Annotated in this window: 13 protein-coding genes; 9 read left to right on the forward strand and 4 right to left on the reverse strand. The window is 71.1% G+C overall.

What is annotated here, in order from left to right:
- Positions 1-18 precede the first annotated feature (18 nt).
- On the forward strand, positions 19-180 hold the full coding sequence (locus tag IZR02_RS15470; protein WP_164498183.1) for a hypothetical protein: 162 nt from the start codon (positions 19-21) through the stop codon (positions 178-180).
- Between the two features lie 38 nt (positions 181-218).
- The gene (locus IZR02_RS15475) at positions 219-806 is read left to right on the forward strand and encodes a hypothetical protein (protein ID WP_025102627.1); all 588 of its coding nucleotides are present in this window, start codon (positions 219-221) and stop codon (positions 804-806) included.
- Positions 807-810: 4 nt separating this feature from the next.
- Here IZR02_RS15475 and IZR02_RS15480 read toward each other — a convergent pair whose 3' ends face one another.
- Both IZR02_RS15480 and IZR02_RS15485 read right to left on the reverse strand, forming a co-directional pair.
- The gene (locus IZR02_RS15480) at positions 811-2,037 is read right to left on the reverse strand and encodes a glycosyltransferase (RefSeq protein ID WP_025102628.1); all 1,227 of its coding nucleotides are present in this window, start codon (positions 2,035-2,037) and stop codon (positions 811-813) included.
- Positions 2,038-2,042: 5 nt separating this feature from the next.
- Positions 2,043-3,272, reverse strand: a complete 1,230-nt coding sequence (locus IZR02_RS15485; protein ID WP_025102629.1) for a glycosyltransferase — start codon at positions 3,270-3,272, stop codon at positions 2,043-2,045.
- A gap of 121 nt (positions 3,273-3,393) precedes the next feature.
- Between IZR02_RS15485 and IZR02_RS15490 the strand changes: the two genes are divergently transcribed.
- Both IZR02_RS15490 and IZR02_RS15495 read left to right on the forward strand, forming a co-directional pair.
- Positions 3,394-3,981: a hypothetical protein gene (locus tag IZR02_RS15490; protein ID WP_025102630.1), complete on the forward strand. Its 588-nt coding sequence runs from the start codon at positions 3,394-3,396 to the stop codon at positions 3,979-3,981.
- An 18-nt stretch (positions 3,982-3,999) separates the two neighbouring features.
- Positions 4,000-4,767 (forward strand): hypothetical protein, encoded by a 768-nt coding sequence (locus IZR02_RS15495; RefSeq protein ID WP_162817529.1) that lies wholly within the window; start codon positions 4,000-4,002, stop codon positions 4,765-4,767.
- 76 nt (positions 4,768-4,843) lie between these two features.
- On the opposite strand, the gene IZR02_RS15500 is transcribed toward IZR02_RS15495, so the two are convergent.
- Positions 4,844-7,858, reverse strand: a complete 3,015-nt coding sequence (locus IZR02_RS15500; RefSeq protein ID WP_025102632.1) for an alpha-mannosidase — start codon at positions 7,856-7,858, stop codon at positions 4,844-4,846.
- Between the two features lie 134 nt (positions 7,859-7,992).
- On the opposite strand from IZR02_RS15500, the gene IZR02_RS15505 reads away from it, so the two are divergent.
- Positions 7,993-9,018 carry a LacI family DNA-binding transcriptional regulator gene (locus IZR02_RS15505; protein WP_025102633.1) on the forward strand — a complete coding sequence of 342 codons (1,026 nt, stop codon included), beginning with the start codon at positions 7,993-7,995 and terminating at the stop codon, positions 9,016-9,018.
- A gap of 94 nt (positions 9,019-9,112) precedes the next feature.
- Here the strand turns inward: IZR02_RS15505 and IZR02_RS15510 are convergent, their stop codons facing one another.
- On the reverse strand, positions 9,113-10,417 hold the full coding sequence (locus tag IZR02_RS15510) for a glycoside hydrolase 5 family protein (RefSeq protein WP_025102634.1): 1,305 nt from the start codon (positions 10,415-10,417) through the stop codon (positions 9,113-9,115).
- A gap of 177 nt (positions 10,418-10,594) precedes the next feature.
- On the opposite strand from IZR02_RS15510, the gene IZR02_RS15515 reads away from it, so the two are divergent.
- Genes IZR02_RS15515 through IZR02_RS15530 form a run of 4 tightly spaced genes read left to right on the forward strand, consistent with a single transcriptional unit; the run spans position 10,595 to position 16,954 of the window.
- Positions 10,595-11,896, forward strand: coding sequence for an ABC transporter substrate-binding protein (locus tag IZR02_RS15515; protein ID WP_025102635.1), 1,302 nt, complete (start codon positions 10,595-10,597; stop codon positions 11,894-11,896).
- A 41-nt stretch (positions 11,897-11,937) separates the two neighbouring features.
- Positions 11,938-12,825, forward strand: a complete 888-nt coding sequence (locus IZR02_RS15520) for a carbohydrate ABC transporter permease (protein WP_025102636.1) — start codon at positions 11,938-11,940, stop codon at positions 12,823-12,825.
- Positions 12,822-13,754 (forward strand): carbohydrate ABC transporter permease, encoded by a 933-nt coding sequence (locus IZR02_RS15525; RefSeq protein WP_025102637.1) that lies wholly within the window; start codon positions 12,822-12,824, stop codon positions 13,752-13,754. The genes IZR02_RS15520 and IZR02_RS15525 overlap by 4 nt, the downstream gene beginning before the upstream one ends.
- Positions 13,751-16,954, forward strand: a complete 3,204-nt coding sequence (locus tag IZR02_RS15530; RefSeq protein ID WP_025102638.1) for a glycoside hydrolase domain-containing protein — start codon at positions 13,751-13,753, stop codon at positions 16,952-16,954. Before IZR02_RS15525 ends, IZR02_RS15530 begins: the two co-directional genes overlap by 4 nt.
- The last annotated feature ends 1 nt before the right edge of the window (position 16,955 follow it).

The following is a 16,955-nucleotide window of genomic DNA, read 5'->3' on the forward strand; positions in this document are numbered from 1 at the left end:
GAGCGTAGCTTTTCTGCCATGCTACTCCTCATCCTCCTCCTCGCCCTCGCCATCTGGGCGCTCGTCGCCACGTTCGTCGAACTGCGTCGGGACGGCTACCGTCGCACCCCCACCGACTGGAGCCGCGTCGCCGGACAGGACGCCCTGTCGCAGGCCGACCCCGGACACGTCTATCGCTGACCTCCCGACCGTCCGCGAGGAGGGCTACGCTCGGGGGCATGAGCGACCCGCAGCAGCCCGGACACCCCTCGCGCGACGGCGCCGGCGACCCGGCTGCCCCGCCCCCTCCGTCGCTCCCGGCTGAGCCGCAGTACCCCGGCGCCCAGGCCCCCGCCCCGGGGGCACCGTACGCACCCGCTCCCGGCGGCGGCCACGTGTTCCCGACCGCGCCCCTGCAGGCCTTCCCCACGGCGAGCCCGCAGCCGTCACCGACCGCACCCGGATTCGTCCCCGGATCCGCCGGCATCCCGCCCTACGGCACCCCGGCCCCGCGCGCATCCGGCGACGGCCTCGGCCGCGCCGCGTTCACCGTCGCGCTCGTGACCCTGGTGATCGATCTGTTCCTGATCCTGGCGCGGCCCTTCGTCTACATGTCGGACCGGACCTACAGCATGATCGGCCTGATCGAGGGGGCGTCGGGCATCCTCACCTTCCTCGGCTACGGGGCGGCGCTCGTGCTCGGCCTCATCGCGGCACGCCGACCCGGGCCGCGGCTGCTCGCCGGGATCGCCGTCGGCACCTCCGGAGCCGGCCTGCTGACGATGGTGCTGAGCTGGCTCTCGTCGAACTTCTACGGGTTCCTCTGACCGCTCAGGATCGCGGGAGGACCCGCTCGTAGACCTCGATCATGGCGGCCGTCCGCGACGACTGCCGGAAGGCGTCCGCCACGGCGGGCACCGGCTGGGGCGCGGTCCCGTCCGCGATGTCCGCGGCCGCCTGCCGCAGCGTTGCGGCGAGGGCCTCGATCCGTTGCGCCTCGACGGTTCGCCCGCGGGCGGCCGGGTCCGTCGTCGGCACCGCCCAGAGCCCGCCCTGGAGCTCCGCGGCGATGTCGGGGTCGCACACGACGGAGGGCGTGCCGAGGGTCGCCGCCTCGAACGGCGTCATGCCCTGGGTCTCGAACCCGATGGACGTCTGCACGAGCGCATCGGCGGCGGCGATCCGCTCGAGCGTCTGCGCATACGAGAGTCGGCCGGCGAACCGTACGTCCGCACGCCCCGCGACGATGCGTTCGGCCGCGGCGCGCTGTCCGCCGCCGCCGATCACCTCGAGCTCGGCGTCGATGCCCGCGTCGACCCAGGCCTGGAGGAACGGGAGCAGGCGCTTCTCCGGACTCATCCGTCCGAGCCAGACGAAGCGCGGGCGCCCCGGCGTCCGTTCGGCGGGTGCCGCTGCGAGGGTCTGCGCACGGACGTCATCGTCGATGCCGTTCCACACGACATCGACCGTCCGCGCCACGCCGTTCTGCTCCAGGCGTCGCGCGAAGTGCCCGGACGGGGCCGTGACGGCGGCGGCGCCCGCCGCGAGACCTCGGAGGTACGACCACCCGTCGCTGCCACCGACCGGCACACCGATGCCGCGGAGGGCGGTGCGGCGCCACAGGTTGAGCACGGCGAGCACGGGGCGGTGCAACGGGGTGACCGCGGCCAGACCGACATCGACGCGGTTGTGCATCGTGTGCACGACCGGGATCCCGTGGCGGGCGGCGAAGCGGTGCCCGATGAAGGCGCCCCAGAAGTCGGCCTGCACGTGGACGAGATCGACGGGCGGACGGTGCGCCATCGCCCGGTCGAGGACCCGGTCGGTCGCCCGCCCCGGCCAGGTCATCGCGTACTCCCGGTCGAGGGTGATCGGCAGCGACGGGAGGTCGACGTTCCCCTCGGATGGTGCGGCGTCGTCACGCCGTGCGTGCATACGGGGCGCGACGACCGTCACGGTGTGCCCCGTACGCTCCAGGAACGTCCGCTGCAGCCGCATCGACACCTGCGCCCCGCCGAGGGAGTCGAGGTGCTGATCGGCGAAGAAGACGACGTGCATCCGCGTCACTCGGGCAGCGGCTCGTCGCGGTACAGCGCCTCGAAGGTGTCGAGCGTGCGGTTGATGTCGTGGATGGCCACGCCGTCGAGCGACGCCTTCTGCATCCGCTCGTACTCGCCGGGGGAGGCGGTCAGCACGGCGGTGAGCTTCGCGGCGAGGTCGTCGACGTCTCCCGGCGTGAAGAGGTGCCCGTTCTCGCCGTCGTGCACGAGGTGCGGCAGGGCGACGGCGTCTGCGGCGACGATCGGCAGCGCCGATGCCATGGCCTCCATCGTCGCGATGGACTGCAGCTCGGCGATCGACGCGATGACGAAGAGGCTCGCGCGGGACAGCAGCGCCCGCAGCTCCTCGTCGGTGGTCCGGCCGTGGAAGGTGACCCGGTCCGACAACCCGAGCTGTGCCGTCAGGTGCTCGAGCTGCTTGCGCTGGTCTCCGCCTCCGACGATGTCGAACGTCGTGTTCAGTGCCGGGTCGAGCTTCGTCATGGCCTTGAGGATGACCTCGACCTGCTTCTCCGCCGTCAGCCGGCCCACGAACACGAGCCGGTTCTCCTCGCGCGGGGCGATGACCGGGGTGTACTGGGAGCGGTCGATGCCGCAGCTCACCGGGATGACGCCGCGCACCTCGACCGTCTTCTCCAGGAAGTCGGCGGCCCGACGCGTGGGCGTGGTGATCGCCCGCGTCAGGTCGAAGGTGCGCTTCGCGTCGGCCCAGGCGAACTTGAGCACCAGGTCGTCGACGAACTTCGGCATGGTCGTGTGGTCGAGGATGTTCTCGGCCATGACGTGGTTCGTCGCGATGACCGGGATGCCGCGCTGCTTCGCCATGCGGGCGAGTCCACGCCCGATCACGATGTGGGACTGGATGTGCACGACGTCGGGCTGCACGGCGTCGAGCACCTTCCGGGCGTAGTGCTTGGAGCGCCACGGCCACACGAAGCGCAGCCAGTCGTGCGGGGCCCAGCGCACGGAGGGCAGGCGGTGGAGCGTCATCGGCTCCCCCTCGATGACCTCGGTGCGAGGCGCGGTGCGACGGTAGGCCTGGTTGGGGGCGACGACGTGCACCTCGTGCCCGCGCTGCACGAGTCCGGCGGCGAGACGCTCGGCGAACCGGGCGGCGCCGTTGATGTCGGGGGCGAACGTGTCACACCCGAGGAGGATCTTCAGCGGACGGGGCTGTACGGCGGTGGCGTCGCGCGACGCATCGATCGGATCGTCGGAGGAGGTCACAGAGATGCCTAACGGGGTGGCGGCCAAGGAGAAGCCCTGGTCGGGCGGTGGCAACTCTACCCGAGGGCCCTGTCCCCGACGCCGAGCCATACCGGCACCCTTCAGCCTCGGCCGATACCGTGAAGCCATGCGACTGCACGCCGACGCCGACCCCCAGCTGTGGATACCCGTGACGGACTCGCTCGGGTGGAGGGGACGCCGGCATCGCAAGGCCGCGATCCGGATGCTGCTCGGCCAGGTGAACGCCGCGGTCGGCGCGACGGAACGCCCCGGTTCGCGGTTCGGAGCCTGGGCCATGAGCCAGGCCGCGCCGATGCTCATGAAGAAGGCCGACGGCCGGGTCCTCGCGTGGACGTGGAAGGCGGAGCCCGACCTCGTCGTGGCGATGGCGACCGTGCAGGCGCTGACCCCCGACATCCGGATCGCCCGCGCGTCGATGCCGATGGAGTACGACGACACGACCTCTTTCCCGACCCGGCTCGGCGTCGGCGAGAAGCTCGTGGTCCCGACTCCGCCTTCCCCTTCGGCGCCACCCTTCGCGACCTACACGTGGGACACCGGTACACACCTGGTGACCCTGACGGCCGTCTGCAGCGACCGCGAACGCTTCGGCACGCTCATCGGCGCGCTCGACGAGCTGGCCCGCAGCCTCCGTATCGCCGACGACCTCACCGGCGGCGAGTCGCCCGACGTCCTCCGCCTCCCGCCCGCCTGAGAGCGGATGCGGATGCCGATGAACACTGTCGCGCGGTCCCCGCGCATCGTCGACGGCTCACGATCGGTCCACCCGAACGGCCGCTCCCCGTCTGCGGCGCTCGGGCTCGTCGGCATCTTTCCTCTGCTGCCCCTGCTGCTGGCGATCATGGATACCCGTCCAGGCTTCCGCCTCATCCTGATCGCACTCGCTCTCTACGCCGCGATGCTCGCGGTCGCGCTCTGGTTCTGGGTGCGGTCCTTGCGCGAACGCCTGATCCGAATCGAGGCAAGCGGCCCGCTGCGATTCACGCCGTCCACGGGCGTCCGCATCTGCTCGTGGCTCGTTCCCGTGACGGGCCTGCTTCCCGCAGCGGCGGCCTTCCTCGTTCACGCCCTGGGCCTTCCGACGATGGGCGGTCGGCTTCTCGAATGGGGCCCGTACGTGCTCGCCGTCGTCTCGCTCGTCGGCCTCGGTCGGGAAGTCCTCGCGCAAGGCCACCCGCTGGGTCTCGTACTCGACGAGAGGGGCCTGCACGGAGTCCGCAGATCCGCCCGGGTCGAAGCCTCCTGGGAGGAGATCGGCACCACCACGCCTGTCGGCCCACACGGGCCGAAGCTGGCGATCTCGATCGCCGGACGCGCCCCCGTGATCCTCGATGCGCATCACCTGGGGTCTGACCCGGCAGCCGTGGCCTCCGTCGTCTCCTTCTTCCGCGACGCCCCCGATCAGCGACCTGCGCTGGTCGACGGCGTCGCGGCGATGCGCACCGTCGAGGACGCGCACCGATCCCGCCCGGCGGGATGAGAAACGCGCCTCCCGAAGGGCGGGGAGGCGCGTTTCTGATCCGGCGCGGCGCGCCCGGCGCGAGGAGGCCGGGGGCTCAGCGGACGATGCGGAGGGTGCGGACCTCGAAGGGGCGGAGGTGGAGCCCGCCGCCGAGGCGGGGCGCCTCGATCTCGTCCTCGATCAGGCTCACCTCGCGCACCTCGCGGTGCTCGAAGCCGACGGAGAGCTCGCCGACCGCCCGACGCCCGAGCGCCTCATACACACGAACGATGACATCGCCGGAGCCGTCGTCGGCGAGCTTCACGGCCGAGACGACGATCCCGTCGCCCGACACCTCCACCAGCGGCTCGACCTCGCGCTCCCCGCGGATCACCGTGGGCATGCTGTTGAGGCGGATGCCCTCGGCGGTCGCGATCGCGGCGTCGGCACCGATCACGAAGCCGACCTCGATCTCATGGAGCCCGTGGTCCGTGTCCGGGTCGGGGAAGCGCGGCGCCCGCAGAAGGGAGAGCCGCACGGTCGTGGTGACCCCGTCCTCGCCGACCTCGCGCGTCGTGTCGTACCCGTAGATCGAGTCGTTCACGAGGGCCGCACCGAAGTCCTGCTCGCGCACCAGCACGAAGCGGTGCATCGAGGTCTCGAACTTCGCCGCCTCCCAGCTCGTGTTCGTGTGGGTGACGCGCGCCTGGTAGCCGAACTGCGTCTCGGCTTCAGTGTGCGACGCCTGGATGTCGAGCGGGAAGGCGAGCTTGAGCAGCTTCTCGGTCTCGTGCCAGTCGACCTCGTTGCGCAGCAGCACCGTGCGCGAGTCGGGCGCGAGGAGGATCGTCTGCGTGATGGTCGACTCCGAGAACGGACGCACGACGACGATCTGCGCGACACCGTTCACGAGCGACGCTTCGATCGACGAGACCGCGGTGAGGTCATCGACGCTGTTGCGGTAGTAGCGGTCGATGTCCCACGCGTCCCACATGTTCGGGAAGTCCTGGTGCAGCTGGAACAGGTTCGCGGCCTTGCCGGGCGCGACCGTCTCCCGCCCTGTGGCCTTGTCGACGGCCGAGACGATCAGCCCCTCGGCCGAGACCAGCACGGACACGAGTTCGTTCTCCACGCGCCATCCCGGGTGGGTCGCTGAGCCTGCCGAAGCGTCCTCGACGAGCGAGACCGGCCCTTCGACGGGTTCAGGGACCCACGAGGCGCCCAGTGCGCGCCCCCGACCCACCGAGGTCGGCTCGAACCGCAGCTCGCGGTCGCCCTCCCCGGCGAGCGACCGGCGCGCGGCGTCGGCGATGTCGCGCGCATCCGACAGCACGTCGGACAGCACGGCGACGGCCTCCCGGTGCACCCACGCGATCGAGGTGCCGGGCAGGATGTCGTGGAACTCGTGCAGCAGCACGGCTTGCCAGAGCCGGTCGAGCTCGGCCTGCGGGTACGCGGCGCCGGTGCGCACGGCGTCGGTCGCGGCCCACAACTCGGCCTCCACGAGCGCGTGCTCGGCCCAGCGATGCAGAGCCTTCGTGGCGTGCTGGCTCGTGAGCGTGCCGCGGTGCAGTTCGAGGTAGAGCTCGCCGACCCACACGGCGGGGTTCGGCAGCTCGGCCTTGGCGGCGTCGAAGAACACGTCCGGGTGCTCCCACACCACCTGCGCGCTGCCCTCGAGGTCGCGCAGCCGCTCGGCCTTGCCCGTCATCTCGCGCGTCGTGCCGCCGCCGCCGTCACCCCAGCCGACCGGGGCGATCGACCGCGAGCTGAGGCGGTTCTCCTTGAACTGCCGCGAGGCCTTCGCGACCTCTATGCCGCTCAGCTGCGAGTTGTAGGTGTCCATCGACGGGAAGTGCGTGAATACCTGCGAGCCGTCGATGCCCTCCCAGAGGAAGGAGTGGTGCGGGAAGACGTTCTGCTGGTTCCAGGAGATCTTCTGCGTGAAGAACCACTCGAACCCGGCACGGCGCATGAGCTGCGGCAGGGCCGGCGAGTAGCCGAAGCTGTCCGGCAGCCACACGCCCTTCGACCGGAGGCCGAACTCCCGCTCGAAGAACCGCTGCCCGTGCGAGAACTGCCGCACGAGCGACTCCCCCGTCGGCATCACGGTGTCGGACTCCACCCACATGCCGCCGAGGGGCAGGAAGCGTCCGGCGGCGACGGCGGCCTTGACCCGCTCCCACACCTCGGGACGGTGCTCCTTGATCCAGGCGTACTGCTGCGCGCTCGACATGCCGTACTGGAACTCGGGCTGCTCCTCGATGAGCGTGGTCATGGACGAGGTCGTGCGCGCGACCTTGCGGATCGTCTCGCGCACCGGCCACAGCCAGGCGGAGTCGATGTGCGCGTGGCCGACGGCCGAGATCCGGTGCGCACTCGCTTCGGCCGGAGCGGCGAGCACGTCCGCGAGCCGTGCCCGCGCGTCGCCGGCGGTCTCCACGATGTGCTGCAGGTCGAGCACGTCGAGCGCGTCGTCCAGGGCCTGCAGGATGCGCATGCGGCGCGGCGACGTGGCAGGGAGCTCCGCCTGCAGCTCGAACAGCACCTCGAGGTCGAGCGACAGGTCGAACACCTCGGGCTCGAACACCGCGAGGTCGAGGCGCCGCAGCCGGTACAGCGGCTCCTTCGAGGAGGTGAGGACGTCGCCCTCCTGGGTCGGCAGGAAGGGGTGGTAGTCGAGGAGCACAGGGTTGGACGCGCCCTCCAGGTAGAGCTCGACGGGCTCATCGCCCGCCGCCGTCTCCACGATCGGCACCCACTGGTTCCGCGGGTTGATGCTCTTGATCGGCGTGCCGTCCGGCCGGTAGGCGAGGGCCTCGCACTGGAACCCCGTCATGTTCACGTCGAAGCCCAGGTCGATCAGCGCCTCGACCCGGCGCCCGGCCCACTCCGCGGGCACCCGACCGGTGAGCTTGAACCACGTGGTCCCCCAGGCCGGGCCCCACAGCTCGCCGACCGCGGCCGGGGCGAAGGAGAGCGCCAGGCCGTCCGCCGGGGCGATGGGCTCTCCGGGGAGCTGATGCGCCTCGACCGTGAGGGGAACCGCGGCCGAGTGGATCGCGGGGCGGATGCGCTCGTCGAGGACCCGCTTGACGCGGCCGACGGTGAGCGAGGTGTCGTCATGCATGATGGGGTTCTCCGGGCTCGACGGTGAGGGATGGGGTTCGATGCGCGTCGCTACTAAAACGATCTAGCACGGGAGTCTACGGCACGTTCTCCGCTGCTTTCGAGAGGCTAAACCGATCAAGTAGGGTGATGCCTATGACCCCGGGGAAACGCGTGACCATCGCGGATATCGCGCGCATGGCCGGCGTCTCCCCCGGCGCCGTCTCGTTCGCCCTCAACGGTCGCCCCGGCGTGAGCGAGGAGACGCGGCAGCGCATCCTCTCGATCATCGAGGAGCATCACTGGCAGCCGAGCTCCGCCGCGCGTGCCCTCGTCGGCGCCCGTGCCAACGCGGTCGGATTCGCCCTCGCCCGCCCGGCGCGCTCCCTCGGCTCCGAGGCCTTCTTCACCGACCTCATCGCCGGCATCGAGTCCCGCCTCTCCGAGAGCAAGGTCGGTCTGCAGCTCCGCCTCGTCGCCGACATCGACGAGGAGATGGAGGTGCATCGGCAGTGGCGCTCGTCGAATCAGGTCGACGGCATCATCCTCATCGACCCGCGCGACGACGACCCGCGCGGCGCGCGCATCACGGCCCTGGACGCCCGCGCCGTCATGATCGGCTCGAAGCCCTCCCCGGACGGCGCGGTGCCCAGCGTGTGGATCGGCGACGACACCGTCGCGGAGACCCTGTTCTCCTACCTCGCCGCCCTCGGTCACACGCGCATCGCCTACGTCGCCGGTCCGGCCGAACTGGAGCACACCCGCCTGCGCGCCGAGGTGCTGGAGCGGATGGCGGCGGACGGCATCGCCGGCGAGGTCATCACGACGGACTTCTCCCCCGCCCGCGCCTCCGCCGTGACGCGCGCGCTGCTCTCCGGCCGGCAGCGCCCGACCGCGATCGTCTACGACAACGACGTGATGGCCGTCGCCGGCCTCCGCGTGGCGCAGGAGATGGGCCGGGCGGTTCCCCGCGACGTCTCCCTCGCGTCGTTCGACGACTCCGTCATCGCAGGACTCATCAATCCGTCGATCACCGCGATGACCCGCGACACGTTCGAGCTCGGCGAGCAGGCGGCCACGCTCCTGCTGCAGCAGATCGAGGCCGGCACCACGCTGCCGAGCGTCCAGGGCCCGACCCCGGTGCTCACCGCCCGCGAGAGCACGGCACCTCCGCCCCGCTGAGACCCCGCCTCCCCGCCGACACCCCGGGCTCTCGACGCACGCACCCCGGGGTCTCGACGACAACCCGGGGTCTCGGCGACTCAGACGGGGAGAATCAGACGACGGTGTTGACGGAGGCGTAGCGCGTCACGTCGGACGCGGACGGGGCGGGGTGGATGAGGCGGCGGATGCCGCGTGCCTCCAGCGCCGCGGGGTCCTGTGCGGTGCGGGAGGTCACCAGCGCGGGGTCGTCGCCGGCGGCGCACGCGTCGACCCAGGCCTGGAAGACCGCGCCGCCGGGGCTCAGCGCCGCCCGGCTCACCGGCACCTCCTGCTCGTCGACGTCCACGACGATCGCTGTCGGACGAGCCGGAGCCGCGGTGCGGGCACGCAGCTCGGGGATGAGCTCCGCGAACCGGCGGCCGAGGGGCTTCGCCGCACCCTCCTGGTCGATCAGCCCGAGGGAGTACTCCAGCTCCGGGAAGTCGGCGAGCTCCCGGCTCACGTCGTGCGAGCACCACCAGGTCACGCCCCAGAGGTTCTCGGTGCGGAGAGCCGAGCGCACGGTGGCCTCGAGGAATCCGGGCATCTCGCTCTCGTCGAGGCAGTTCGAGGGGGCACCCACCTCCTGCAGCCAGATGGGCCGGGCGGGATCCGTCGCGAAGGCGCGGGAGAGCTCGATGAGGTACTCGGCATGACGGTCCGCCGCGACGGAGCGCCCACCGTAGCGCTGCGCCGTGCCGTTGAAGATCCAGGAGTGGATGGTCGTCATCGCGCCGAGGCGGGAGGCATGCGCCGGCGTGAACCCGTGATCGTCCATGTACCAGACCGCGTCGTACTCGCTGTGCACATGCGGCAACCCCGGAGCGCCCCGGTCCGCTGCGGCGAGCAGCGCCTCGATCCAGGCGCCCGCCTCATCCGTCGTGACCGGCCACGGCGAGGGGTGGGTGTGCGCGGAGAACTGGTTCGTCTCGTTGCCGAGCGTGAGCCCGAGGAAGTTCGGGGCGTCCCGCAGCGCGCCGGCCAGCCGCTCCACGAGCTGCGCCTGGCCGTCCAGGGCGCTCGGATCGGTGAACATGTTCCGGTCGTGCCAGGTGTACAGCCAGGACGGGACGAAGTCGAAGCTCGACAGATGCCCCTGGATGACATCGACGCTCGCGTCCAGCCCGAACTCGGCGGCGATGTCGACCATGGCGCGCACGTCGTCGATCGCCTTCGCCCGGATCAGGGTGCGGTTCGGCTGCAGGACGGTCCAGAGCGGGAATACGCGCACGTGGTCGAGGCCGAGCGTGGCGAGGGCCGCGAAGTCGCGGCGCACGTCGTCCGGGGTGAAGTCGAGCCAGGAGTGCATCCAGTCCGTCGACGGCGTGTAGTTCGCCCCGAAGCGGAGTGGGGCGTCGAGAGCGCCGCGCTGCGTCATGTGTGCACCTTTCGGACCGTGCCCTCCCGCGAGGACATGTCGCACCACTATAACGCTTGAGCATCAGCCTCGATAGGGATGTCTTGACACCGACCGCATCCGATGGTTTCATCTGCTAAAGCGCTGTAGTCCCTCCGTCGGACCGCGCCGATTCGCCCGCCTCGAGGAAGAAGCACGATGAAAGTTCCCGCACGCATTGTCGCTCTGGCAACCTTCACGATCGGCGCCCTGGCGCTCGTGAGCTGCACCGGAGGCGGCGCCGCCTCGGACGGCGCCGGCCCCATCGACACCTCCGGCGAGCTCAGCGGAACCATCCAGTTCCAGACCTGGTCGCTGAAGAACGAGAAGTTCACCCCGTACTTCGAAGACCTCATCGCCGCGTTCGAGGAGGAGCACCCGGACGTGACCGTCGAGTGGCTCGACCAGCCCGGCGACGGCTACCAGGAGAAGATTCTGAGCCAGGCGAACGCCGACACGCTGCCCGACGTGCTCAACCTGCCGCCGGACATCGCCTACCCCCTCGTCGCGGCGGGGAAGCTCGTCGACCTCGACACCGCGGATCCGGACCTGAAGGCGACGTACAACGCCGGCGCCTGGGACGCGTACAGCCAGTACCCCGGCGTCGAGGGCACCTATGGCCTGCCCTGGTACCTCTCCAGCGACGCGTCCTGGTGGAACCTCGCCCAGCTCGCCCCGTACGGCGTCACCGAGGAGAACCTCCCGACGACGGTCGACGAACTGCTCACGCTCGCGAAGGACGTCGCCACGGAGTCCGGCGGCAAGGTCCAGCTCCTCTCCTCGATCCCGGCGCTCGACACCTTCACCGCCGCCGGCATGGAGGTCATCAACGACGAGGGCGAGTTCGACTTCAACACCGATGAGGCCGCCGCGATCATCGAGCAGTACGCCGACGCCTACGCGGCGGGCGCGATGCCCGCCGAGGCACTGACCGGCGACTACGGCGGGAACGCGGAGGCGTACATCCAGGAGAAGGTCGCCTTCACGACCGGCGGCACCGGCTTCACGACCGATCTGCAGAAGGACGCCCCGGCACTGCTGGAGAACACCGTCGCCACCCCGCGCCTCGGTGTCGCCCCGCTCTACGTGCAGGGCCTCAACGTCTCCGCCGACTCCGACAACAAGGAAGCCGCACTCGCGTTCGCCGAGTTCGCGACGGACGAGGAGAACCAGGTCGCGTTCTCCTCCCTCGCGGTCGGCACCGCCCCCGGCACGGCCGACGGCGGCGACCAGGTGGTCGAGAACATCGCCTCCTCCGTCACGGACGAGAAGCAGCTCGCCGCGATCGACACCGTGTTCGGCGCGATGAAGGACGCCAAGGCGCTGCCGTTCCAGTGGACCTCGGACATGGCCACCTACATGACCCAGCAGATCGCCCTGGCCGTGAACGGCGAGGCCGACGCCAAGACGCAGCTCGACAAGATCGTCGAGTACGCCAACGCGAACCGCGTGGACCAGTGAGCATGCGCGCGGACACCGGCACCCGGCAGCGGAGGTCGACGATGAGATCCCACAAGTGGTTCACCCCGTGGCTGCTCCTCGCCCCCGCCGTGATCTGGGTGCTGGTGTTCGCGCTCTGGCCGTTCCTGAACACCGTCGTGCTCAGCTTCACGGACGCCCGCCCCCTGCGGACCCCGGAGTTCGTCGGCGGCGCGAACTACGAGCGCATGTTCGGCGACGAGATGTTCTGGAACGCGCTGACCACCTGCCTCATCTACGTGGTCGTGTGCGTGCCGCTGCTCACGATCCTCCCGCTGCTCCTCGCCCTCCTCGTGCAGAAGAAGCTCCCCGGCATCTCGTTCTTCCGCACCACGTTCTACTTCCCCGTCATCGCCTCGGTCGTCGTGGTCGCCCTCATCTGGACCTGGCTGTTCGACAGCCGCGGCATCATCAACCAGACCCTGGAGTTCCTCGGCCTCATCGACCAGCCGATGGCCTTCCTCGTCGACCGCTGGCTGCTGCTCGGCTGCGCGATCCTGCTGACCGTGTGGAAGGGACTCGGGTACTACATGGTGGTGTACCTCGCCGCCCTGGGGAACGTGGGCAAGGAGCTGCACGAGGCCGCGATGCTCGACGGGGCGAGCTCCTTCCGCCGCTTCCTCTCCGTCACGATCCCGTCGGTGCGCGGGGCGATGCTCCTCATCGCCGTCCTCATCGCGGTGTCCGCCATGCGCGTGTTCGCCGAGCTCGACGTGCTCTCCAAGAGCACGGGCGGCCCGGGCGGCTACGACATGTCGCTCGTGATGCTCATCCGGCAGGTGGGCTCGGGCCTGAACGGCAACATCGGCTACGCGTCCGCGATCAGCGTGGCGCTGTTCCTCCTCACGCTCGTGCCGCTCGCGGCGATCGCGTTCATGAACCGCGAGAAGAAGGCGAAGGTCTCCGCATGACGACTCTGACGACGCCCCCGGTGGAGAGCACTCCGCCCGCGGAGGAGGCACCGCTGCCCGGCCGCGAGCGCATCTTCCGCCGCCGCGGCTCCGGCGACTTCAGCAAGCCCACGCTCGGCGGACTCATCGGCCGGTACGCGCTGCTGCTGTTCGTCCTGTTCCTCGTCATCGGCCCCTTCGTCTGGCAGCTCTCCACCTCGTTCAAGGGACCGCAGGAGAACATCTACTCCTTCCCGCCCGAGCTCATCCCCCGCGATCCGACGCTGCAGAACTACACGAGGGTCGCCGACATCGTCCCCGTCTACCTCTACGCCTGGCACTCGCTGCTCGTCTCGCTCGGCACCGTGCTCAGCAACGTGATCCTGGCCACGTTCGCCGGCTACGCCCTGGGCTGCATGCGCTTCCGCGGGAAGTGGATCGTCATGGGCATCCTGCTGTCCACGCTGCTGTTCCCCGGCGAGGTCACGGTCACCAGCAACTTCCTCACCATCCGCGCGCTCGGGCTCGCCGACACCCTGTGGGGCGTGTTCCTGCCCGGAGCGATCAGCGCCATGAACGTGCTGCTCGTCGCCACCGCGTGCCGCATGATCCCGAAGGACGTGCTGGACGCGGCCACCGTCGACGGTGCGACCACGTGGCAGCGCATCCGGCACATCGTGTGGCCGAACATCCGCGGCATGGTCTCGGTCGTGGCGATCTTCGCCTTCATCGGCGCGTGGGACGACTACCTCTGGCCGCTCATCGTGCTCTCCGACCCGGCGAAGTACACCCTGACCGTCGGCATGGCCTACCTCAACAGCAGCTTCTCGGTCGATCCGCGACTCATCGCCGCCGGCACCATGATCGCGCTCGTGCCCATCGTCATCATGTTCTCGTTCACGCAGCGCTTCTTCTTCAAGGGCGTGCAGGAGGGTGCGTTGAAGGGGTGAACGCGCCGCAGCTCCGCCCGGCCTCCGGTCCCGCGGATCCTCCGTCGTCGCGCCCGCACGCCGGAGTGCTCCCCGGAGTCGTCTTCGCGTACACGTTCGACCCCTCCCACGGCGCGCAGCGGATCGATGTCCCCGGCCTCGACGGCATCGCCCTCACCCCGGACACCGTGCTGCACTGGGCGTTCTACGCCGACGGCCCCGCCGCGACCCTCGCCCCCTGGGCCGCGCTCGCGGTCGCCGTCGACGTGCGGAGCGCCGACGGCAGCCGGCTGAGCGACATCGCCGCCGTCCGCGACCGCTACGACTTCCCGCTCACGGCCGAGGGGCAGTTCGCCGCCCGGTGGAGCATGCCCGAGCAGTGGAACGCCGACAGCGTCGCCCTCGCGCCCCTCGCCGTCGGGAGGGGCACGGGCACGGTCGAGCTCGTCTTCGGTACCGCCGATCTCGCGACCGCGCCGGATGTGCCCGCCGAGGTCAGCGGCTTCGTCCAGGTCCGCGTCGAGGAGCGCCCTGGCCCCGGCGATCTCCCGCCCGTCGAGCGGGTCGACACCCGGCGCGGCTCCCACTCCGGCCCCCGCTTCTCCCGCGGGAACACGATCCCGGCGGTCGCCGTGCCGCACGGCTTCACCTTCGTCACGCCCGCGACCGACGCGGCGGATCCGCGCTGGCCCTATCGCCCGTTCGTGCATGACGATCCCCCGGGGCGGCGTCTCGAAGCCCTGCAGTTCTCGCACCAGCCCAGCCCGTGGATCGGCGACCGCTCGGTGCTCCAGCTCATGCCGTTCCGGGGCACGCCGACGTCGGACAGGGCGGCCCGGCGTCGCTGGATCGTCCCCGAGAGCGAGCGGGCCCGCCCGCACGAGTACGCCGCGAACCTCGGCGACGGGCTGCAGGTCGAGATGACCGCGACCTCGCATGCCGCCGCGTTCCGCGTGCGGTGCGACGACCCGCACGCCGCCGTGGGGTTCGTGATCGACCAGCTCACGGACGACGGCCGACTCACCTTCACCGACGCCGGCTTCGAGGGCTGGATCCCCGAGGGGCCCGAGGACTGGGGGAACGCGCCGCGCTGCTACTTCGCCGGGACCGTGCGCAGCACGTCGGACGTCGCTTGCGGCGCCCTGGACGACGACGGACGCGCCCAGGTCGCGGGCTTCGTCCGCGCCGGGGGTGCCATCGAGGTGCGGGTCGGGGTCTCGTTCCTCTCCGTCGCGCAGGCTCGGCACAGCCTCGCCCTCGAGGCCCCTCCCACCGTTCCCTACGACGAGCTCCGCGCCCGCGCGGCCACCGCGTGGAACCGCCTGCTCGGACGCGTGACGATCCCTCCGCTCCCCGAGGCCGAACGTCCGTTCCGCGGCCTGGCCGACGAGGAGCAGCGCGCCCGGATCGCCGCCGCACTCCACCGGATGCACCTGTATCCGAACACGGCGGCGGAGAACGCGGGCACCGCGGACACGCCGGAATGGCGGTTCGCCGACGTGTTCGCGCCCCGGACCGCCTTCGGAGAGACCACCACGGGAGCGCCGGTCGCGGAGGGCGAGCTCGTCGTCAACAACGGCTACTGGGACACGTACCGCACCGAGTGGCCCGCGCTCGCGCTCCTCGACCCCGCGCTGGCCGGGCGCCTGCTGGACGGGCAGCTCGCCCAGTATCGCCGCGGCGGCTGGATGGCCCGCTGGAGCGCCCCCGGGTACGTCGACAGCATGGTCGGCACCTCGAGCGACCAGATCTACGCCGACGCCGCGCGGTGGGACGTGCCCTTCGACCGGGAGACGGCGTTCGAGAGCGGGTGGCGCCACGCGTGCGAGCCGGGACCCGATCCGCGACGGGGTCGCAAGGGCATCGGCCGCGGGCGCTTCCTCGGCTTCATCCCGTCCGATGTGCCGGAGGGGATGAGCTGGAGCATCGAGAACGCCGTGAGCGACGCCGCCCTCGGGCGGTTCGCCGCCCGGCTCGCGGCATCAGCGACGGACCAGGCCGCGCGCTATCGGGCCTTCGCGCGGTACTTCGCGAATCGCTCCCGCGCGGCGCGCGTGCTCTTCGACCCGGCGTCCGGATTCTTCCGCGGTCGCGCGGCGGACGGCTCGTTCGCGCCGGATTTCGATCCTCGGGTCTGGGGTGGCGACAACGTCGAGACGAACGCCTGGGGCATGTCGATCGGCACGGTGCACGACGGGCCGGGACTCGCGGCGCTGCACGGCGGGCGGACCGGACTCGGCCGGCACCTCGACGCCCTCTTCGCGGAGCCGGAGACCGCCGACGAGCGCTTCGGCGGTGCGTACGGCACGGTCATCCACGAGCAGCGCGAAGCCCGCGCCCAGCGGTCGGGCATGTGCGCCCTGTCGAATCAACCGGCCCACCACATCCCCTTCATGTACGCCTTCAGCGACCGGCCGTGGCACAGCGCGGGCCTCGTGCACGGCCTCGCGCGCCGCCTCTTCGCCGGTGCGCACATCGGCCAGGGATTCCCCGGCGACGAGGATAACGGAGAGATGAGCGCCTGGTGGCTCTGGGCCGCGCTCGGCCTGTATCCCCTGGAGCTCGCGGCGGGGTCTCTGCGCATCGGGTCGCCGCTCTCGGACGACATCCGGGTCGCGCGCGGAGACGGCTCGTCGCTGCGCATCCGCTCGCGACGGAGCTCCCCCGAAGCCCACGTGCTGGAGGACGCCCGGCTGGACGGACGCCCTCTGCCCACCGCCGACCTGCCAATAGACGCGCTCCAGGGAGATGCGGTGCTCGAGCTCGTGTTCGGCACGGACCCGGCGCGCGCGCTGGAGAGCGGGGAGGACGCGCTCGACGCGGAGCCGTGGCACCGCGACCTCACGGGCGGAGAGGGAGAGGCCGTCGCCTCCGCGGATGTCCGCGAGGCGCGGCACCTGTTCGACGATGGCGACCCGCGGGGTGACGAGGGCGTCCGGCTGTCGGAAGGCTCGTGGGTGGGCTGGCGATTCCCCTCGCCCCGCGGCCTCACCGACATCACCCTCACGAGCCGCGAGCCCGTCGCGGCCGGTGTGCTGCGCGGGGAGGTGGAGGGGGCCGACGGTCGCTGGCGCCCGCTCACCACGACGCACCTCGAAGACCTGGCGCCCGATCGCACGACGCCGTTCGCTCTGGAGACGCGGGTCGTGACCTCGGCCGTCCGCATGCGCGCGGAGGCCGAGGTCACGCTCCGTCAGATCGAGCTCTTCGATCTGGACTGAC

The organism is Microbacterium paraoxydans, assembly GCF_019056515.1.
Classification (GTDB): Bacteria; Actinomycetota; Actinomycetes; order Actinomycetales; family Microbacteriaceae; genus Microbacterium.